Here is a 19,660-nt window from a genome sequence, read left to right as displayed (position 1 = left end):
TTCTCTGGAGGGTGTTTTGATTAAGTCAGCGCTATTGGTTCTGGAAGACGGAACCCAGTTTATCGGTCGGGCCATAGGGGCAACGGGTTCGGCGGTTGGGGAAGTCGTTTTCAATACTTCAATGACCGGTTATCAAGAAATCCTCACTGATCCTTCCTATTCTCGCCAAATCGTTACTCTTACTTATCCTCATATCGGCAATGTCGGCACCAATGCGGCTGACGAAGAATCCTCTCAGGTACATGCGCAAGGCCTGGTCATTCGCGACCTGCCGCTGATTGCCAGCAACTTCCGCAACACCGAAGACCTCTCTTCTTACCTGAAGCGCCACAACATTGTGGCGATTGCCGATATCGATACCCGTAAGCTGACGCGTCTGCTGCGCGAGAAGGGTGCACAAAACGGTTGTATCATCGCAGGGGATAACCTCGATGCGACGCTGGCGCTGGAAAAAGCGAAAGCCTTCCCGGGACTGAACGGTATGGACCTGGCGAAAGAAGTGACCACCGCTGAAGCCTACAGCTGGACGCAGGGAAGCTGGACGCTGGAAGGCGACCTGCCGGAAGCGAAACCGGAAAGCGAGCTGCCGTTCCACGTGGTGGCCTATGATTTTGGCGCCAAGCGCAACATCCTGCGTATGCTGGTTGACCGTGGCTGCCGCCTGACGGTGGTTCCGGCGAAAACCTCTGCTGAAGATGTTCTGAAGATGAACCCGGACGGCATCTTCCTCTCTAACGGTCCTGGCGACCCGGCGCCGTGCGACTACGCTATCGACGCCATCAAGTCCTTCCTTGAAACCGACATCCCAGTATTCGGCATCTGTCTCGGCCATCAGCTGCTGGCGCTGGCGAGCGGAGCGAACACCGTCAAGATGAAGTTTGGCCACCACGGTGGTAACCACCCGGTGAAAGATATCGACAACAACACGGTGATGATCACCGCGCAGAACCACGGCTTCGCTGTGGATGAAGCAACGATGCCAGCTAACCTGCGCGTGACGCATAAGTCACTGTTCGATGGTACCTTGCAGGGTATCCATCGCACCGATAAGCCTGCGTTCAGCTTCCAGGGCCACCCTGAAGCCAGCCCGGGCCCACACGATGCCGCGCCGCTGTTCGATCACTTCATCGAACTTATCGAGCAATACCGTAAGACCGCTAAATAATCAGGAGCTGAGAAGACCATGCCAAAACGTACAGACATAAAAAGCATCCTGATCCTTGGCGCTGGCCCGATTGTCATCGGCCAGGCCTGCGAATTCGACTACTCCGGTGCGCAGGCGTGTAAAGCCCTGCGTGAAGAGGGTTACCGTGTCATCCTGGTAAACTCTAACCCGGCCACCATCATGACCGACCCGGAAATGGCGGATGCGACCTACATCGAGCCGATTCACTGGGAAGTGGTACGCAAAATTATCGAGAAAGAGCGTCCGGACGCGGTGCTGCCGACCATGGGCGGCCAGACGGCGCTGAACTGTGCGCTGGAGCTGGAGCGTCAGGGCGTGCTGGAAGAGTTCGGCGTGACCATGATCGGTGCGACCGCCGACGCGATTGATAAAGCAGAAGACCGTCGCCGCTTCGACGTGGCAATGAAAAAAATTGGCCTTGATACCGCACGTTCCGGTATCGCGCACAATATGGAAGAAGCGCTGGCCGTTGCGGCTGAAGTGGGTTATCCGTGCATCATCCGCCCTTCCTTCACCATGGGTGGCACCGGCGGCGGCATTGCCTACAACCGCGAAGAGTTTGAAGAAATTTGCGAGCGCGGCCTGGATCTCTCCCCAACCAAAGAGTTGCTGATTGATGAATCGCTGATTGGCTGGAAAGAGTACGAGATGGAAGTGGTGCGTGATAAAAACGACAACTGCATCATCGTCTGCTCCATCGAAAACTTCGACGCGATGGGGATCCACACCGGTGACTCCATCACCGTTGCGCCAGCTCAGACGCTGACCGACAAAGAGTACCAAATCATGCGTAACGCCTCGATGGCGGTACTGCGTGAAATCGGCGTGGAAACCGGCGGCTCTAACGTGCAGTTCTCGGTGAACCCGAAAACCGGCCGTCTGATTGTTATCGAAATGAACCCGCGCGTGTCCCGTTCCTCCGCACTGGCCTCCAAAGCCACCGGCTTCCCGATTGCGAAAGTGGCGGCGAAACTGGCGGTGGGTTACACCCTTGACGAGCTGATGAACGATATCACCGGTGGCCGCACGCCAGCGTCCTTCGAACCGTCCATCGACTACGTTGTGACCAAAATTCCACGCTTTAACTTCGAGAAATTCGTCGGTGCCAACGACCGTCTGACTACCCAGATGAAATCCGTTGGTGAAGTCATGGCGATTGGCCGCACGCAGCAGGAATCCCTGCAAAAAGCACTGCGCGGCCTGGAAGTGGGCGCGACCGGCTTTGACCCGAAAGTCAGCCTGGACGACCCGGAAGCGCTGACCAAAATCCGCCGCGAGCTGAAAGACGCGGGCGCAGAGCGTATCTGGTACATCGCCGATGCCTTCCGCGCGGGCCTGTCCGTCGACGGCGTATTTAACCTGACTAACATCGACCGCTGGTTCCTGGTGCAAATTGAAGAGCTGGTGCGTCTGGAAGAGAAAGTGGCGGAGCTGGGCATCAACGGCCTGGACGCAGACTTCCTGCGCATGTTGAAGCGTAAAGGCTTCGCCGATGCGCGTCTGGCTAAGCTGGCGGGCGTGCGTGAAGCGGAAATCCGCAAGCTGCGCGACCAGTACGACCTGCACCCGGTCTACAAGCGCGTGGACACCTGTGCGGCTGAATTCTCGACCGATACCGCATACATGTACTCCACCTATGAAGAGGAGTGCGAAGCGAACCCGTCCGTCGACCGCGACAAGATTATGGTGCTGGGCGGCGGTCCAAACCGTATCGGCCAGGGCATCGAGTTTGACTACTGCTGCGTACACGCCTCACTGGCGCTGCGCGAAGACGGTTACGAGACCATTATGGTCAACTGTAACCCGGAAACCGTCTCGACCGACTACGACACTTCCGACCGCCTCTACTTCGAGCCGGTCACCCTGGAAGACGTGCTGGAAATCGTGCGCATCGAGAAGCCAAAAGGCGTGATCGTGCAGTACGGCGGCCAGACTCCGCTGAAGCTGGCGCGCGCGCTGGAAGCAGCAGGTGTGCCGGTTATCGGCACCAGCCCGGATGCGATTGACCGTGCGGAAGACCGCGAGCGTTTCCAGCAGGCGGTTGACCGTCTCAAACTGAAACAGCCGGCGAACGCCACCGTGACCGCAATTGAAATGGCCGTTGAGAAAGCGAAAGAGATCGGCTACCCGCTGGTGGTGCGTCCATCCTACGTACTGGGCGGCCGCGCGATGGAAATCGTCTACGACGAAGCGGACCTGCGTCGCTACTTCCAGACGGCGGTGAGCGTTTCCAACGATGCGCCAGTGCTGCTCGACCGCTTCCTCGACGACGCGGTTGAAGTCGACGTGGATGCCATCTGCGACGGCGAAAGGGTGCTGATTGGCGGCATCATGGAGCACATCGAGCAGGCGGGCGTGCACTCCGGTGACTCCGCCTGTTCTCTGCCAGCGTACACCCTGAGCCAGGAGATTCAGGACGTAATGCGCCAGCAGGTGCAGAAGCTGGCCTTCGAGCTTCAGGTTCGCGGCCTGATGAACGTTCAGTTCGCGGTAAAAGACAACGAAGTCTATCTGATTGAAGTCAACCCGCGTGCGGCGCGTACCGTACCGTTCGTCTCCAAAGCGACCGGTATTCCGCTGGCGAAAGTGGCGGCGCGCGTGATGGCTGGCCAGACGCTGGCTCAGCAGGGCGTCACGAAAGAAATTATCCCGCCGTACTACTCGGTGAAAGAGGTGGTACTGCCGTTCAACAAATTCCCGGGCGTTGACCCGCTGTTAGGGCCAGAGATGCGCTCTACCGGGGAAGTGATGGGCGTTGGCCGTACCTTCGCAGAAGCGTTTGCGAAAGCGCAGCTGGGCAGTAGCTCCACCATGAGAAAATCTGGCCGTGCGCTGCTCTCCGTTCGCGAAGGCGATAAAGAGCGCGTGGTTGACCTGGCCGCCAAGCTGCTGAAACAGGGCTTCGAGCTGGACGCCACTCACGGTACGGCGATTGTGTTGGGTGAAGCGGGTATCAACCCGCGTCTGGTGAACAAAGTGCATGAAGGTCGTCCGCACATTCAGGACCGCATTAAGAATGGCGAGTACACCTACATCATTAACACCACCGCAGGTCGCCAGGCGATTGAAGACTCCAAACTGATTCGCCGCAGCGCGCTCCAGTACAAAGTGCATTACGACACCACCCTGAACGGCGGTTTCGCGACGGCCATGGCGCTGAATGCGGATGCCACCGAGAAGGTGATTTCGGTGCAGGAAATGCACGCTCAGATTAGCAAGTAACACACATTGCCCGGTGCCATCCGGTTACCGGGCAATTTTCCCATCTTAAGAACCTTCTGGTTTTTCATCCGCTTTCAGTCAGTTAGCCTAAAATAGTCAGGTCGATAACGAAAATTCAACTGAGAGCAAGGGAAAACACCATGCAAAATAAACTACTGATCGCTTCCGTTCTGGCTGCCACCGCAATGTTCACCGTGGCGGGCTGTTCGTCCAATCAGGCCGTAAAAACCACCGATGGCAAAACGATTGTTACTGACGGGAAACCGCAGGTGGATGACGATACCGGTCTGGTATCGTACAAAAACGCCGAAACCGGTCAAACTGAACAGATTAACCGTGACCAGGTTAAATCAATGGGCGAGCTGGATAACTAAAAAAAAGCAGTGGCACATGCCACTGCTTTTTTGCTTCAGGATGATCGATTACCAGCGATGGTTTAACAAAATATGACCGCCGTAGGCGGCATAGCTGTTTTCACCCCACTCGCCGCTGGCACGCAGGGAGATCGTCGTGGTTTCGTTCAGGTTGCCGGTTAAGCCCAACTCTAACTGACCACGATCTTCCGGCGTATCGTTGCTGACGGTCTCGTCGTTGAATGCCAGATCGTTTTGACCAGCACCTTTCAACCAGTTAACCGCAACGTACGGCTGCCAGGCCTTGACGTCCTTCTGCTGGAAGTAGCTTGCTTTAACGCCGAGACGACCAAAGACGCTGTCATTGTCCAGGGTAGTGACGCGTACGCCGTCGCGATCGGTATGATTTTCCTGATCGAGATAGCTGTAGATCACCTGCGCCTGCGGCTCGATCTTCCAGGTGCGTTCATTTTCAGACTGGATTATCCACGCGTGGCCGACTTCAACAGACGCGGCGAAACCTTCACTATCGTAGTCTTCATCGTTGCGATTGCTGGTGACGTTGTTGTTGTACCAGCTATAAGCGGCCCAGGTATCAACGTAGCTGCCCAGACGTAATTTCTGATCTTCCTGCCAGGTGGCGTACAGCCCAACATTGAAGCCATCAACCTTACCCTGTGCGTCACGTACGTTGTGCTTCGCATCAGAGTGGGTCTTCGCCTGGCCTGCACCGAACATCCCGCCAGCACGCAGGATGCCGTTATCCATTGGCTTGCTCATGAAATCGCTGCCGACTTGCAGTACGGTGGTGGTGGTGTCGTAGCTGACTTTATCGCCACCCGCATCGTTCTCGTGATAGCGACCCTTAACGTACATCCAGGTGTTCAGGTCGTCTTCATTGCGGAAGGTGATCTGGTCGCGATCGTCACGCTTATGCAGGAACATGCCCTGTGCGGCAAGGTAGTTACCTAAGTAAGCACCCACTTCAGGTGCCATGACTTCCGGAGCATTGTTACCGCCGTTGTCAGTGTTGCCGCCGTTGTCGGTGTTGCCACCATCATCGGTGTTGCCGCCGTTGTCGGTGTTGCCGCCGTTGTCGGTGTTGCCGCCGTTATCGGTGTTATCGCCGTTATCGGTGTTGCCGCCGTTGTCGGTGTTACCGCCGTTGTCGGTGTTGCCGCCGTTGTCGGTGTTATCGCCATCATCAGTATTGCCACCGTCATCGGTGTCGTCGGAAGGATCATCAGAAGGCGTCGCCTTTGATTCCAGATACCAGTTGCCGTCACTGTGCTGGTAGAGGCTATATTCCCAGGCGCCTGCAACGACTGGTTTTGCCAGCGTCAGTTGGGCTTCGGAACTGCCGCCGATGCTGACAATTTCCATACCGTTAATGGTTTGCGCGCCTGCGCCGCCAATGTTGGTGATGCTGATGCCGGACTGACCGAAGCTGCTGCCCGTAATAGTGAGGTGATCAGTTGGTGAATTATCTTCACCCAGGGTGCTGTTCATCACGATCTGGCTACCGTCAGAGCCGGTGTAGTCGCCATTAATCGTAAAATTATTGCCAACGCTATTATTAGCCGCACTGAGTAACAGCGTGCCGCCATTAGTCACGTTGCCGTTGATGGTATCGACGCCGGAAGCGCTGAGCGTGGAGTTACCCTGGACTGCATTCCATGCCGCCAGCGTACCGCCGCTAAGAACCGCGATGTTGTTGTTCACTTCGCCTGCGGTGGCAAAGGTCGCGCCATTTTCAACGGTAACGGTGGCGTTACTGCCCTTGACGCCGAGCGTTGCGCCGGTGGAGACCAGCGTGGTGCCGCCGTGCAGAACCGTATCCCCTGTATAGCTATTTTTGCCCGTCAGGGTCAGGGTGTTGGAATCAACTTTTTCGACGTTACCGCTACCGGTCATGTCGGTGGCGAAAGTGAAATCGCTTCCCTGGTTAAAAATGACGGTACCGTTGTTGGTGAGCCCACCGCTGAGGGTCGCGGTTTTTTCGCCATCGCCCAGTTGCAACGAAGCATCTTTGGCCACCCGAGTATTACCGGTATTCGATACCGCGCCTGACAGGGTTAACGCGCCCGTGTCTATCAGCAAGGAATCGCCAGAGCCAATAATATCGAGATCGCCCGACAGCGCCCAATTTTCGCCCATCATTTTTATACTGGCAAAACCGTCGCCTTCGTTCAGACCCACAAAGTTACTGTCTTCCGTACCGGTGCCGATCAGGGTGAGAGTGTTTCCCGTGGAATTGGTGGAAATAACGTCTCCGATAAGAGTGGAACCCGTATCAAGCACCAGGGTGTTATTTTTATTGCTGGCAAACATAACAGCGGCTGTATCACCACTAATCGTTCCGCTATTCGTGATATCTACTTTTGCATTATTCGTTACATTAAAACCGTATTGTGCACCCTGCACGTTACCAGTATTTATGACCTTAGTGTTACCCTCGCTCAGAGCGATTCCATCATTCGCTGTACCAGTGATCGTACCCGCATTATTAATGGCAACGCCTGCAAGTGCGTTCAGGCCAGTTTTACCTTTAATAACTCCGGTTGTGCTATTTGAAATACTTACAGCCGATGAGTTTTCACTAACGAATATACCATCCTCAAAAGCGGTTATATTCCCACGGTTGCTAATTTCACCTTGCATTGATTCAATACTAATAGCTGTAGCCGATTTCGATGTGATGGCGGCACCTTCCTCGTTATTCACCACAACACGTTGCGCGGCAGTATTTATATCCAGGCCAGTTTCCCTACCGGAAATATTCCCTTCGTTAGTGATATTATTGATAGTAAACCCAGTGACAGATACCGCCGCTTCACTATCTGCGGAAGATATCGTCACGTCTTTATTAATAACATATTCAGCATCGGCTGAGAAATCTTGAGGAACAGAAGTTGATTGGTCAATCGTTGCAGAAAACGCAACCGCAGGGGTGCATATCAACAAGGCAGGAAATATCTTTCCCAGAGTTTTGGTTGTATTATTTAATTGGGAGGGTTTGTTGCTCATGTACACATCCATTTGAGTGAGAAGGAATATTCGACACGTGTGTGAAACGTATATCGACCGCCTAAATAATGAGCTCAAAACAAAGAGCGTAAAATTATTATTTTTTCAATGGGTTATGTACAGACTGTTTTATTAAAGAATGACTTAAGGTCCTCTAAAAATATCTGTTGGCAATATGAGTTGTTACTATTATTTTGCGGCATGAATTTGTCGTACGCGTCGTTTTCTTTCTTTAGCGCCGTAATCGCTGTTGAAGTGGTGATGATTGCCAATACTTGCGATTTACTTTGAAGCGTAAGATGACCCCTTTAAGTCGGGGTGGTAACTGTCTACACTCATTGCACAAGAAAAGTAAAAGACGGGCATATACATGATTCTGATAATTTATGCGCACCCCTATCCGCAGCACTCGCATGCGAATAAGCGGATGCTTGAGCAGGCAAGGACGCTTGAAAACGTAGAGATACGTTCCCTCTATCAACTCTATCCTGATTTCAATATCGATGTCGCCGCCGAACAGGAGGCGCTCTCCCGTGCCGATCTGATCGTCTGGCAGCATCCGATGCAGTGGTACAGCACGCCTCCGCTGCTGAAATTGTGGATCGACAAAGTTTTCTCCCACGGTTGGGCATATGGGCACAACGGCAACGCGCTTCAGGGCAAAAGCCTGATGTGGGCTGTTACCACCGGCGGGGGGGAAAGCCACTTTGAGATTGGCGCCTTCCCCGGATTTGACGTGCTGGCGCAGCCGCTCCAGGCTACTGCCCTTTACTGCGGTCTGAACTGGCTTCCGCCTTTTGCGATGCACTGTACCTTTGTCTGCGACGATGAAACCTTGCAGGCGCAGGCTCGTCACTACAAACAACGTTTACTTGAGTGGCAGGAGACGCACAATGGATAGCCATACGCTGATACAGGCGCTGATTTACCTCGGCGCGGCGGCATTAATTGTGCCCGTGGCGGTTCGTCTGGGGCTGGGCTCGGTGCTCGGCTATCTGATTGCCGGGTGTGTGATTGGCCCCTGGGGCTTTCGGCTGGTGACGGATGCCGAGTCGATCCTGCATTTTGCGGAGATCGGCGTGGTGCTGATGCTGTTTGTGATTGGTCTGGAGCTGGATCCGCAGCGGCTGTGGAAACTGCGCGCCTCGGTGTTTGGCGGAGGCGCCCTGCAAATGCTGGCCTGCGGTCTGCTGTTGGGCGGGTTCTGCATTCTGCTGGGGATGGAGTGGAAAGTCGCAGAGCTGATCGGCATGACGCTGGCGCTCTCCTCGACGGCGATTGCCATGCAGGCAATGAACGAGCGTAATCTGACGGTGTCGCAAATGGGGCGCAGCACCTTCTCCGTACTGTTGTTCCAGGATATTGCCGCCATCCCGCTGGTGGCGATGATCCCGCTGCTGGCAGCCAGCGGCGCATCAACGACGCTGGGAGCATTTGCCTTATCAGCGCTGAAGGTTGCCGGTGCGCTGGCGCTGGTTGTTCTGCTTGGTCGCTACGTAACGCGTCCGCTGCTGCGCTTTGTTGCTCGCTCTGGCCTGCGCGAAGTATTCAGCGCCGTTGCGTTATTCCTGGTGTTTGGTTTTGGATTGCTGCTGGAAGAGGCCGGGCTGTCGATGGCAATGGGCGCCTTCCTCGCGGGAGTCTTACTGGCAAGCTCCGAATACCGTCACGCGCTGGAAAGCGATATCGAGCCGTTTAAAGGATTGCTGCTGGGGCTGTTTTTCATCGGCGTCGGGATGTCTATCGACTTCGGGACGCTGGTAACCCATCCGCTGCGCATCATCATTCTGCTGGTGGGTTTCCTGGTCATTAAAATGGCGATGCTGTGGCTGATTGCCCGCCCGTTAAATGTGCCAAAACCGCAACGCCGCTGGTTTGCCGTGCTGCTGGGGCAGGGGAGTGAGTTTGCTTTCGTTGTCTTTGGCGCAGCGCAGATGGCAAATGTACTCGATCCGGAATGGGCAAAAGCGCTGACGCTGGCGGTTGCGCTGTCGATGGCCGCAACGCCGATCCTGCTGGTGCTGCTGACGCGTCTGGAGAAAACGGGAAGCGAACAGGAGCGAGAAGCCGATGAGATCGACGAGGAGCAGCCGCGGGTGATCATCGCCGGATTTGGCCGATTCGGGCAGATTACTGGCCGTTTACTGCTCTCCAGCGGAGTCAAAATGGTTATCCTCGATCACGATCCTGACCATGTCGATACGCTGCGTAAATTCGATATGAAAGTGTTTTACGGTGATGCGACCCGAGTTGATCTGCTGGAATCCGCCGGGGCGGCGAAAGCCGAGGTGTTGATTAATGCCATTGACGATCCAGAGACCAGTATGCAGATGGTTGAGCTGGTTAAAGAGCATTTTCCGCATCTGACCATTATCTCCCGTGCGCGCGATGTGGATCACTACATCCAGCTGCGTCAGGCGGGTGTGGCAGCCCCTGAACGCGAAACCTTCGAAGGGGCGCTTAAATCTGGCCGCATGGCGCTGGAAAGCCTGGGGCTTGGTGCGTATGAAGCGCGTGAGCGTGCCGATCTGTTCCGCCGTTTTAATCATGAGATGGTGGAAGAGATGGTGGCGATGGCGATCAGTACGGCAACCGAACGCGCTGCGGTGTTTAAACGCACCAGCACCATGCTGACGGAGATCATCAACGAGGATCGTAATCATCTGTCGCTGGTTCAGCGCCACGGCTGGCAAGGAACGGAAGAGGGCAAGCATACTGGTGATCCTGCGGATGAACCGGAGAGTAAACCCTCTGCGTGAAGTGGAGTTGCCAGCAATATTAAAAAATTTCTAATTCTTTACCCTGCCGCCAGTCGACGAAAGATTAAGCTTTCCGTATAGTGGCGGCAATTTTTTGCATCCGGGAAATTTTCAATGATCAGTCTGATTGCAGCGCTGGCGGTAGACCGCGTTATCGGCATGGAAAACGCCATGCCGTGGAACCTGCCTGCCGATCTCGCATGGTTTAAACGTACTACGTTAAACAAGCCGGTAGTGATGGGCCGCCTGACCTGGGAGTCGATTGGTCGTCCACTGCCGGGTCGTAAGAATATTGTGATCAGTAGCCAGCCGGGCACTGACGATCGCGTTCAGTGGGTTAAGTCCGTTGATGAAGCAATTGCCGCCTGCGGCGATGCCGAAGAGATCATGGTGATCGGCGGGGGGCGTGTGTATGAGCAGTTCCTGCCTAAAGCGCAGAAACTGTATCTGACGCACATTGATGCGGAAGTGGAAGGGGATACCCATTTCCCGGATTACGATCCGGACGAGTGGGAGTCCGTATTCAGTGAGTTTCACGATGCGGATGCGCAGAACTCACACAGCTACTGCTTCGAAATTCTGGAACGTCGTTAACGGTTTTATCCTCTCCCCGAAGGGAGAGGATAAACATCTTCAGGAGGCGACTGCCTCACCCTCGCCTAAGTCCAGCTGTCGGTTGGATGGCTGCACAAAGTAAGTTTTATCTTCCCAGCGTAAGCAGGTTAAATCCCCGCCCCAGCAGCATCCGGTATCCAGCGCATAGATATTTTCCGGGGTGCCTTTTCCTTCCAGCGATGCCCAGTGTCCAAATACCACACTGTATTCGTTTGTCACGGGGCCCGGAATCGCAAACCATGGCTTAAGCGGCGCAGGGGCATTTTCAGGCGTATCTTTGCAATACATATCCAGTTGCCCGTTCGGGAAGCAGTAGCGCATCCGCGTAAAAGCATTGGTGATAAAACGCAGTCGTGCCAGGCCGCTGAGGTCATCACTCCAGTTATTTGGCATGTCGCCGTACATCGCATCAAGGAAGAACGGGTAGGAGTCGCTCGCCAGCACCGCTTCGGCGTCGCGCGCGCAGGTTTTTGCCGTCTCAAGATCCCACTGAGGCGTGATGCCGGCATGCGCCATCACCAGTTTTTTCTCTTCGTCAATCTGTAGCAGCGGCTGGCGACGCAGCCAGTTGAGCAACTCATCGGCATCCGGTGCTTCCAGCAGGGGGGTAATGCGATCTTTCGGCTTATTACGGCTGATCCCGGCGTATACGGCCAGCAGATGCAGATCGTGGTTGCCCAGCACCATGCGCACGCTGTCACCCAGCGATTTGACATAGCGGAGGACGTCCAGGGAACCGGGACCGCGCGCCACTAAGTCGCCCGTCAGCCAGAGCGTGTCCTGCCCGGGGGTGAAGTCGACCTGTTTTAATAATGCGATCAGTTCATCGTAGCAACCGTGAACGTCGCCAATCAGATATGTAGACATTAGATTAATGAATAAGTGTAGGTACGGCGAGACGGAATACGGGAATAGCAATGCGGAAAGCATTGCCGTCGGCATCGACCATTTCATAATGGCCTTGCATGGTACCCAGCGGCGTTTCAATGACCGCGCCGCTGGTGTACTGATACTCTTCGCCAGGGGCGATATGGGGTTGTTCACCGACCACGCCTTCGCCCTGGACTTCAATTTCACGGCCATTGCCGTTGGTGATAAGCCAGTAGCGCCCGAGCAGTTGCACAGGCATCCGCCCCAGATTGCGAATGGTTACGGTATAAGCAAAGACAAAACGTTCTTCATCCGGTGTGGATTGGGACTCAATGTAGACGCTTTGAACCTGAACACAGACGCGGGGCGAATCAATCATGGCTTAGCTCTCCTTCGGCGGTGCATTGTCGCTGATGTAATTAGCCAGCTTGCAGTACTGCTCTACGGAAATATTTTCCGCACGCATTGCCGGGTCGATGCCCAACTCAGCTAATACGTCAACGGTAAACAGATTGCCAAGGCTGTTACGAATCGTTTTACGGCGCTGGTTAAAGGCTTCTGTCGTGATACGGCTCAGCACGCGCAGGTCTTTGACCGGGTACGGCATCGTTTTATGTGGCACCAGGCGCACAACCGCAGAATCTACCTTTGGCGGTGGCGTGAATGCGGAAGGCGGTACTTCTAATACCGGGATCACGTTGCAGTAATATTGCGCCATCACGCTTAAACGACCATACGCTTTACTGTTCGGCCCTGCAACCAGACGGTTAACGACCTCTTTTTGCAACATGAAGTGCATGTCGGCAATGGCATCAGTATAGCTAAACAGATGGAACATCAGCGGGGTGGAGATGTTGTACGGCAGGTTACCGAACACGCGCAGCGGCTGTCCCATTTTTTCTGACAGTTCGCCAAAGTTCATGGTCATCGCATCCTGCTGATAAATCGTCAGCTTCGGCCCGAGGAACGGGTGCGTTTGCAGACGCGCGGCCAGATCGCGGTCGAGTTCGATAACGGTCAGTTCGTCGAGGCGTTCGCCTACCGGCTCGGTCAGCGCGGCAAGACCCGGGCCGATTTCGACCATGGCCTGACCTTTCTGCGGATTAATGGCAGAAACGATACTGTCGATCACAAACTGATCGTTGAGGAAGTTTTGCCCGAAGCGTTTACGGGCTAAGTGGCCCTGATGGACTCGATTAGTCATTGAGTATTAACAATCATTTTGATGGCGAGATTAAGCGCCGTAATAAAACTGCCGACATCCGCTTTTCCCTGGCCTGCCAGATCCAGCGCAGTACCGTGGTCAACGGACGTTCGAATAAAGGGTAAACCGAGGGTGATATTCACCCCGCGGCCAAAGCCCTGGTATTTTAGCACGGGCAGACCCTGATCGTGGTACATCGCGAGTACGGCGTCGGCATTATCCAGGTATTTGGGCTGGAAAAGGGTGTCGGCAGGCAGAGGCCCGCTGAGGTTCATCCCCTTCGCCCGCATCTCCTCAAGCACCGGAATGATGGTGTCGATCTCTTCGGTGCCCATATGTCCGCCCTCACCCGCGTGCGGATTCAGGCCGCAAACCAGCACATGCGGCTGCGGAATGCCGAATTTGGTTTGCAGATCGTGATGCAAAATGCCAATGATCTCACGCAGGAGTTCAGGCGTAATGGCATCCGGAATGGCTTTGATCGGCAGGTGCGTTGTTACCAGCGCAACGCGCATTGCTTCGGTTGCCAGCATCATCACCACTTTCGGGCTGTGCGAACGCTCTTCGAAAAATTCGGTATGCCCGGTAAACGGAATGCCCGCGTCATTGATCACGCCTTTATGCACCGGACCGGTGATCAGGGCGGCAAATTCGCCCTGAAGGCAACCGTCACAGGCGCGCGCCAGCGTCTCGACGACGTAGTGGCCGTTTTCAGTGTGTAACTCACCGGGGACAACAGGCGCACGGAGCGGAACAGAAAGCAGGGTGAGAGTACCCGCCTGCTGCGGTGCGGGCTGTTGGCCTTCAACGTAAGGGAGGAGCGTTAAAGGCAGACCGAGCAAGGCTGCCCGGTCTTGTAACAGTGTTGCATCTGCGCAGACAACCAACTCTACCGGCCAGCTGCGCTGGGCGAGCTGAACCACAAGGTCAGGCCCAATCCCGGCGGGTTCGCCGGGGGTGATCACAACACGATGCGGTTTCATCAGTTGCTCAACACTTTCACGTAAGCGCTGGCGCGTTGTTCCTGCATCCAGGTTGCGGCTTCTTCAGAGAACTTACGGTTAAACAGCATGCGATACGCACGGTCTTTCTGCGCCGCGTCGGTTTTATCCACGTTGCGCGTGTCCATCAGCTGGATCAGATGCCAGCCGAAGGAGGAGTGCACCGGCGCGCTCATCTGGCCTTTATTCAGCTTCATTAACGCATCGCGGAAAGCCGGATCGTAAATATCCGCTGCCGCCCAACCCAGGTCACCGCCCTGGTTTGCAGAGCCAGGATCCTGAGAGAACTCTTTTGCCGCTTTATCGAAGGTGGTTTTACCGCTCTTGATGTCTGCCGCGATCTGTTCCAGCTTCGCACGAGCCTGATCGTCAGTCATGATCGGAGACGGCTTAAGCAGGATATGACGCGCATGCACTTCGGTAACCGAAATGTTCTGGCTCTGGCCGCGCAGGTCGTTCACTTTCAGAATGTGGAAGCCCACACCGGAACGGATTGGACCGACGATGTCGCCTTTCTTCGCCGTGCTCAGCGCCTGGGCAAACAGGGATGGCAGCTCCTGAATACGGCCCCAGCCCATCTGGCCGCCTTTCAGCGCCTGCTGGTCAGCGGAATAGGTGATCGCCAGCTTGCCGAAGTCATCGCCATTACGCGCCTGCTCAACGATAGCGCGCGCCTGGCTTTCCGCCTCAGCCGCCTGATCGGAAGTTGGGTTTTCCGGCAGTGGGATCAGGATGTGGCTCAGGTTAAGCTCAGTGCTGGCATCATTCTGATTCCCCACTTGTTTTGCCAGGGCATCCACTTCCTGAGGCAGGATGGTGACGCGGCGACGGACTTCATTGTTACGCACTTCTGAAATCAGCATCTCTTTACGGATCTGATTACGGTAGGTGGCATAGCTGATGCCGTCATAGGCCAGGCGGCTACGCATCTGATCCGGGGTAATGTTGTTCTGCTTTGCAATGTTGGCGATCGCCTGATCGAGCTGCTCGTCAGAGATCGTCACGCCCATTTTCTGGCCCATCTGAAGAACAATCTGATCCATGATCAGACGCTCCAGGATCTGGTGGCGCAGCGTAGCGTCATCCGGAAGCTGTTGACCTGCTTCGCCCGAGTTGAGCTTTACAGATTTCATCAAACCGTCAACGTCACTTTCAAGCACGACGCCGTTGTTAACCACAGCCGCGACTTTATCGACAACCTGTGGGGCCGCGAAGCTGGTATTCGCAACCATAGCGACACCGAGTAGCAGCGTTTTCCAGTTCTTCATACTTTTTCCATTTCAATTAACCGCAAAGCGGATTACGTTGTAAATCAAGCACATTACAATGAACTACGATACGGAAGAATGTTCGAGCGCAGCATCTGCTGCGTGCCCAGACCGTAGTTAGAACTCAGGCCGCGCAACTCGATATTAAAGCCGATCACGTTATCATATTTGCCCTGACTGTTTTGCGTATCCCAGCCGTTAAGTTTGCGTTCGTAACCGACACGTATTGCGTAACAGCAGGAGTTGTATTGCAGACCCAGCATCTGGTCAGCAGGTTTTTGGGCATTCGTGTCATAGTAGTAGGCCCCGACGACTGACCAACGATCGGCGATCGGCCAGCTCGCGGCGGTACCCACCTGTGAAATACCGTCTTTGTATTGGTCTGTATTCGCATAGTTTGGCAGCGTCGCCTGGATATACTCCGGGCTGGCGTAACGGTACGTCAACTGCAACATGCGGTCTTCATCACGACGGTATTCGATGGCTGCGCTGCCCGTCGCGATATTGTCCAGTCGTGTATCGTACTGAACACCACCGCGCAGACCCCAACGATCCGTCATGCGCCAGTAGGTGTCGCCCGCCCATACCAGTGAGCCCGTTTTGTTGTCTTTCTCCCAGTTAATGTCGTCATCACCGGTACGAGACTCGGTGAAATAGTAGATTTGACCAACAGAAACGTTAAAACGTTCAACGGCAGCATCATCATATACGCGCGTTGTGACGCCAGTCGTTAACTGGTTAGCAGACGCAATACGGTCAAGCCCGCCGTAGGTACGGTCACGGAACAGGCCGCTGTAGTCTGATTGCAGGAAGGAAGAGTCGTAGTTTTGAATTTTGCTCTGATCGCGATAAGGCACGTACAGATACTGCATACGCGGCTCAAGCGTCTGGGTGTATCCATCGGCGAGAAGGCCCATATCACGTTCGAAGATCAGCTTCCCGTCCATTTTGAATTGCGGAAGCGTACGGTTTACCGACTCTTCAAGATCGGTGCCATAGCGTTTGTTATACCAGTCCAGATTTTTCTGCTGGTAGTGGGTGGCCATCAGCTTAGCTTCGGTATTCAGGCTCGCCCAGTCGTTTGACCACGGCAGGTTGATCGTCGGCTCGATATGCAGACGCGTAGCTTCCGGCATATCCGAGTTGGTGTTGACGAAATGGACCGCCTGCGCGTAAACGCGCGTGTCGAAAGGACCCACATCGTTCTGGTACCAGTTAACGTCCAGCTGCGGCTCTGCGCCGTAGGTGCTGTTTGTTTGCGTATCAAATACCTGGAACTGTTTGGTCGACACCGTCGCGTCAAAGTTCTCAATGGCGTAGCCCACGCTGAATTTCTGCGTGGCGTAACCGTCGGTACTGGAGCCGTATTTAGAATCAAAGTCGTTGAAGTAATACGGATCGCTGACTTTGGTGTAGTCGATGTTGAAACGCCACACCTGATCCAATACCCCGGCGTGCTTCCAGTAGTACATCCAGCGGTGCTTATCACCTTCGCTCGGATGCTCGTCCTGGAACACCTTATCTGATGGCAGATAATCAAATTCCATCAGACCCGCGCCCGCCTTGGTCAGATAGCGGAATTCGTTCTCCCACATGATGTTACCGCGCTTATGGATATAGTGCGGCGTGATCGTGGCGTCCATGTTGGGCGCAATGTTCCAGTAGTACGGCAGGTAGAACTCAAAGTAGTTCGACGTGCTGTACTTGGCGTTCGGGATCAGGAAACCTGAACGACGTTTGTCACCCACAGGCAGTTGCAGGTAAGGGCTATAGAAAATGGGCACCGGGCCGAGTTTAAAACGGGCGTTCCAGATCTCTGCAACCTGTTCTTCACGGTCGTGGATCACTTCACTGCCCACAACGCTCCAGGTATTTGACCCTGGCAAACAGGAGGTAAACGTGCCGTTTTCGAGAATGGTGTAGCGGTTTTCGCCGCGCTGCTTCATCAGGTCCGCGGTACCGCGCCCCTGACGACCGACCATCTGGTAATCACCTTCCCAGACGTTGGTGTCTTTGGTATTCAGATTCGACCAGGCTTTCGGACCTTTCAGGATGACCTGATTGTCGTCATAGTGCACATTACCCAGCGCATCCACCGTACGGACAGGCGCCTGAGCACCTTCCGGTTGCTTCTGGTGCAATTGCACTTCGTCAGCAAGCAGGCGACTGTTTCCCTGGTTAATATCGACATTGCCCGTAAAGGTCGCATTGTCAGGATAATTACCTTTTGCACTGTCGGCATTAATGGTGACGGGTAAGTCATTCGTATCGCCTTTCACCAGTGGGCGATTGTAACTTGGGACGCCAAGCATACACTGCGAGGCGAGATCGGCTGCGAGCCCCTGTTGGCTATACAGGGCGGTGCCAATCATTGTGGCCAGAAGGGTGGGGATACGTTTTTTCATACGTTGTATTTTATTGTTCCGTCATCAGTGGCTACGGCTTACAAACGCTCAGAGACTATCTTACTCATCAGCGCAGTACCAGCGTTAATCCTGCCCGTTTGCGCGCCAGAGTGTTAGGCTCGCTATCGAATGACGAGTATGATAATGCAAATTATAGGCGATGTCCCTCAATTGACCGTGGCGCGACCACTGTAATGATGGCGTTGCGTCGGCCAGGAACATGACCATTCGGGGAGTATATGCAGTATTGGGGTAAAATAATCGGCGTTGCGTTCGCAATTATTATGGGTGCCGGATTCTGGGGTGTCGTTCTTGGCCTCATTATCGGCCATATGTTTGATAAAGCACGCAGCCGCAAAATGGCCTGGTTTGCCAACCAGCGTGAGCGCCAGTCACTCTTTTTCTCCACCACCTTCGAGGTGATGGGGCACTTAACCAAATCAAAAGGACGCGTAACGGAAGCCGATATTCAGGTGGCCAGCGTCTTTATGGATCGCATGAATCTGCACGGCGAATCCCGCATCGCGGCGCAGAATGCGTTCCGGATTGGTAAATCAGATCACTACCCGCTGCGTGAAAAAATGCGGCAGTTCCGTAGCATCTGTTTCGGGCGTTTTGATTTAATTCGGATGTTTCTGGAAATTCAAATCCAGGCCGCCTTCGCGGATGGCTCTCTGCATCCGAATGAACGGGACGTCCTGTATGTGATTGCTGAAGAGTTGGGCATTTCCCGCATGCAGTTCGATCAGTTCCTGCGCATGATGCAGGGCGGCGCGCACTTTGGCGGCGGTTATCAGCAGCAATCGTCCGGCGGCGGCTGGCAGCAGGCGCAGCGTGGCCCTACGCTTGAAGATGCCTGTAACGTCCTCGGCGTGAAGCCGTCTGACGATGTTACGACCATCAAACGCGCCTATCGTAAGCTGATGAGCGAGCACCATCCGGATAAGCTGGTGGCGAAAGGCCTGCCGCCAGAGATGATGGAGATGGCGAAACAGAAAGCGCAGGAAATCCAGAAAGCCTACGAGCTAATTAAAGAGCAGAAAGGTTTTAAATAAAAAAATGGCCCGACAGTGTCGGGCCATTTTTTCAGAAGTCCACCGGGGCTTTGAACGTCATGGCGTTGCCGAAAGCAGGGTGGGTGATAGTGAGCGTCTGCGCATGCAGTTGCAGGCGCGGCGCTAACGCCAGCGCTTCCGGCGGCGCATAGAATCTGTCCCCCAGAATGGGGTGACCCATCGCAAGCATATGCACACGCAGCTGGTGGGAGCGCCCGGTAATCGGCTTCAGCAGGACGCGCGCGGTGTTATCCGGCGCGTACTCCAGCACTTCATACTCGGTTTGCGCGGCCTTGCCGGTTTCGTAACACACCTTCTGCTTTGGCCGGTTCGGCCAGTCGCAAATCAGCGGTAAATCCACCAGCCCTTCCGCCTGCGCCGGATGGCCCCAGACGCGCGCGACATACTGTTTCTTCGGCTCGCGCTCGCGGAACTGACGCTTCAGCTCGCGTTCTGCCGCTTTATTCAGAGCCACCACAATCACGCCGCTGGTCGCCATATCCAGACGATGGACAGACTCGGCCTGGGGATAATCACGCTGGATACGCGTCATCACGCTGTCTTTATGCTCTTCCAGACGCCCCGGCACGGACAACAGGCCGCTCGGCTTATTGACCACCATAATGTGCTCGTCCTGATACAGAATGACCAGCCACGGATCCACCGGGGGATTGTAGGGCTCCATTACCATCTTG

At 54.8% G+C, this 19,660-nt stretch carries 15 protein-coding genes; 7 read left to right on the top strand and 8 right to left on the bottom strand.

The window, feature by feature from the left end; all coding sequences use genetic code 11:
* Window positions 1–16: 16 nt before the first annotated feature.
* From carA to H2Z33_RS04525, 3 genes are all read left to right on the top strand, one after another.
* On the top strand, window positions 17–1,165 hold the full coding sequence (gene carA / locus H2Z33_RS04535) for a glutamine-hydrolyzing carbamoyl-phosphate synthase small subunit (RefSeq protein ID WP_023295905.1): 1,149 nt from the start codon (window positions 17–19) through the stop codon (window positions 1,163–1,165).
* A gap of 18 nt (window positions 1,166–1,183) precedes the next feature.
* Window positions 1,184–4,408, top strand: coding sequence for a carbamoyl-phosphate synthase large subunit (gene carB, locus H2Z33_RS04530; protein WP_023295906.1), 3,225 nt, complete (start codon window positions 1,184–1,186; stop codon window positions 4,406–4,408).
* A 140-nt stretch (window positions 4,409–4,548) separates the two neighbouring features.
* Window positions 4,549–4,782, top strand: coding sequence for a YgdI/YgdR family lipoprotein (locus H2Z33_RS04525; RefSeq protein ID WP_003856439.1), 234 nt, complete (start codon window positions 4,549–4,551; stop codon window positions 4,780–4,782).
* 48 nt (window positions 4,783–4,830) lie between these two features.
* Here the strand turns inward: H2Z33_RS04525 and H2Z33_RS04520 are convergent, their stop codons facing one another.
* Window positions 4,831–7,788, bottom strand: a complete 2,958-nt coding sequence (locus H2Z33_RS04520) for an autotransporter outer membrane beta-barrel domain-containing protein (RefSeq protein WP_177799040.1) — start codon at window positions 7,786–7,788, stop codon at window positions 4,831–4,833.
* Between the two features lie 370 nt (window positions 7,789–8,158).
* Between H2Z33_RS04520 and kefF the strand changes: the two genes are divergently transcribed.
* The 3 genes from kefF (at window position 8,159) to folA (ending at window position 11,141) form a co-directional block, all read left to right on the top strand.
* Window positions 8,159–8,689: a glutathione-regulated potassium-efflux system oxidoreductase KefF gene (kefF, locus tag H2Z33_RS04515; protein WP_017383806.1), complete on the top strand. Its 531-nt coding sequence runs from the start codon at window positions 8,159–8,161 to the stop codon at window positions 8,687–8,689.
* Window positions 8,682–10,547 (top strand): glutathione-regulated potassium-efflux system protein KefC, encoded by a 1,866-nt coding sequence (gene kefC, locus H2Z33_RS04510; protein ID WP_062938884.1) that lies wholly within the window; start codon window positions 8,682–8,684, stop codon window positions 10,545–10,547. Before kefF ends, kefC begins: the two co-directional genes overlap by 8 nt.
* A gap of 114 nt (window positions 10,548–10,661) precedes the next feature.
* Window positions 10,662–11,141 carry a type 3 dihydrofolate reductase gene (gene folA / locus H2Z33_RS04505; RefSeq protein WP_003856431.1) on the top strand — a complete coding sequence of 160 codons (480 nt, stop codon included), beginning with the start codon at window positions 10,662–10,664 and terminating at the stop codon, window positions 11,139–11,141.
* A gap of 39 nt (window positions 11,142–11,180) precedes the next feature.
* On the opposite strand, the gene apaH is transcribed toward folA, so the two are convergent.
* The 6 genes from apaH to lptD are packed head-to-tail and all read right to left on the bottom strand — an operon-like array spanning window position 11,181 to window position 17,910.
* Complete coding sequence (gene apaH, locus H2Z33_RS04500) at window positions 11,181–12,029, bottom strand: bis(5'-nucleosyl)-tetraphosphatase (symmetrical) ApaH (protein ID WP_015572649.1); 849 nt, start codon at window positions 12,027–12,029, stop codon at window positions 11,181–11,183.
* A gap of 4 nt (window positions 12,030–12,033) precedes the next feature.
* Complete coding sequence (apaG, locus tag H2Z33_RS04495) at window positions 12,034–12,411, bottom strand: Co2+/Mg2+ efflux protein ApaG (RefSeq protein ID WP_003856425.1); 378 nt, start codon at window positions 12,409–12,411, stop codon at window positions 12,034–12,036.
* A gap of 3 nt (window positions 12,412–12,414) precedes the next feature.
* Complete coding sequence (gene rsmA, locus H2Z33_RS04490) at window positions 12,415–13,236, bottom strand: 16S rRNA (adenine(1518)-N(6)/adenine(1519)-N(6))-dimethyltransferase RsmA (protein WP_003856423.1); 822 nt, start codon at window positions 13,234–13,236, stop codon at window positions 12,415–12,417.
* On the bottom strand, window positions 13,233–14,219 hold the full coding sequence (pdxA, locus tag H2Z33_RS04485) for a 4-hydroxythreonine-4-phosphate dehydrogenase PdxA (protein ID WP_015572650.1): 987 nt from the start codon (window positions 14,217–14,219) through the stop codon (window positions 13,233–13,235). The genes rsmA and pdxA overlap by 4 nt, the downstream gene beginning before the upstream one ends.
* Complete coding sequence (gene surA / locus H2Z33_RS04480) at window positions 14,219–15,505, bottom strand: peptidylprolyl isomerase SurA (RefSeq protein ID WP_017383803.1); 1,287 nt, start codon at window positions 15,503–15,505, stop codon at window positions 14,219–14,221. The genes pdxA and surA overlap by 1 nt, the downstream gene beginning before the upstream one ends.
* Window positions 15,506–15,558: 53 nt before the next feature.
* Window positions 15,559–17,910 carry an LPS assembly protein LptD gene (lptD, locus tag H2Z33_RS04475; protein WP_047737154.1) on the bottom strand — a complete coding sequence of 784 codons (2,352 nt, stop codon included), beginning with the start codon at window positions 17,908–17,910 and terminating at the stop codon, window positions 15,559–15,561.
* Between the two features lie 239 nt (window positions 17,911–18,149).
* On the opposite strand from lptD, the gene djlA reads away from it, so the two are divergent.
* Window positions 18,150–18,965, top strand: coding sequence for a co-chaperone DjlA (gene djlA / locus H2Z33_RS04470; protein ID WP_015572652.1), 816 nt, complete (start codon window positions 18,150–18,152; stop codon window positions 18,963–18,965).
* Between the two features lie 31 nt (window positions 18,966–18,996).
* On the opposite strand, the gene rluA is transcribed toward djlA, so the two are convergent.
* A complete protein-coding gene (gene rluA, locus H2Z33_RS04465) occupies window positions 18,997–19,656 on the bottom strand; it encodes a bifunctional tRNA pseudouridine(32) synthase/23S rRNA pseudouridine(746) synthase RluA (RefSeq protein WP_045330172.1) in 660 nt (219 codons plus the stop codon).
* Window positions 19,657–19,660 lie beyond the last annotated feature (4 nt).

It is taken from the genome of Enterobacter sp. YSU, from assembly GCF_016082135.1.
Taxonomy (GTDB): domain Bacteria; phylum Pseudomonadota; class Gammaproteobacteria; order Enterobacterales; family Enterobacteriaceae; genus Enterobacter; species Enterobacter hormaechei_C.
This window is presented reverse-complemented; position numbering and strand designations above follow the sequence as displayed.

Excerpts from the sequence above, each read along its gene's own strand:
- carB (WP_023295906.1), top strand. The coding sequence starts at position 1,184 with ATGCCAAAACGTACAGACATAAAAAGCATCCTGATCCTTGGCGCTGGC.
- H2Z33_RS04525 (WP_003856439.1), top strand. The coding sequence starts at position 4,549 with ATGCAAAATAAACTACTGATCGCTTCCGTTCTGGCTGCCACCGCAATG.
- H2Z33_RS04520 (WP_177799040.1), bottom strand. The coding sequence starts at position 7,788 with ATGAGCAACAAACCCTCCCAATTAAATAATACAACCAAAACTCTGGGA.
- kefF (WP_017383806.1), top strand. The coding sequence starts at position 8,159 with ATGATTCTGATAATTTATGCGCACCCCTATCCGCAGCACTCGCATGCG.
- kefC (WP_062938884.1), top strand. The coding sequence starts at position 8,682 with ATGGATAGCCATACGCTGATACAGGCGCTGATTTACCTCGGCGCGGCG.
- folA (WP_003856431.1), top strand. The coding sequence starts at position 10,662 with ATGATCAGTCTGATTGCAGCGCTGGCGGTAGACCGCGTTATCGGCATG.
- apaH (WP_015572649.1), bottom strand. The coding sequence starts at position 12,029 with ATGTCTACATATCTGATTGGCGACGTTCACGGTTGCTACGATGAACTG.
- apaG (WP_003856425.1), bottom strand. The coding sequence starts at position 12,411 with ATGATTGATTCGCCCCGCGTCTGTGTTCAGGTTCAAAGCGTCTACATT.
- rsmA (WP_003856423.1), bottom strand. The coding sequence starts at position 13,236 with ATGACTAATCGAGTCCATCAGGGCCACTTAGCCCGTAAACGCTTCGGG.
- pdxA (WP_015572650.1), bottom strand. The coding sequence starts at position 14,219 with ATGAAACCGCATCGTGTTGTGATCACCCCCGGCGAACCCGCCGGGATT.
- surA (WP_017383803.1), bottom strand. The coding sequence starts at position 15,505 with ATGAAGAACTGGAAAACGCTGCTACTCGGTGTCGCTATGGTTGCGAAT.
- lptD (WP_047737154.1), bottom strand. The coding sequence starts at position 17,910 with ATGAAAAAACGTATCCCCACCCTTCTGGCCACAATGATTGGCACCGCC.
- djlA (WP_015572652.1), top strand. The coding sequence starts at position 18,150 with ATGCAGTATTGGGGTAAAATAATCGGCGTTGCGTTCGCAATTATTATG.
- rluA (WP_045330172.1), bottom strand. The coding sequence starts at position 19,656 with ATGGTAATGGAGCCCTACAATCCCCCGGTGGATCCGTGGCTGGTCATT.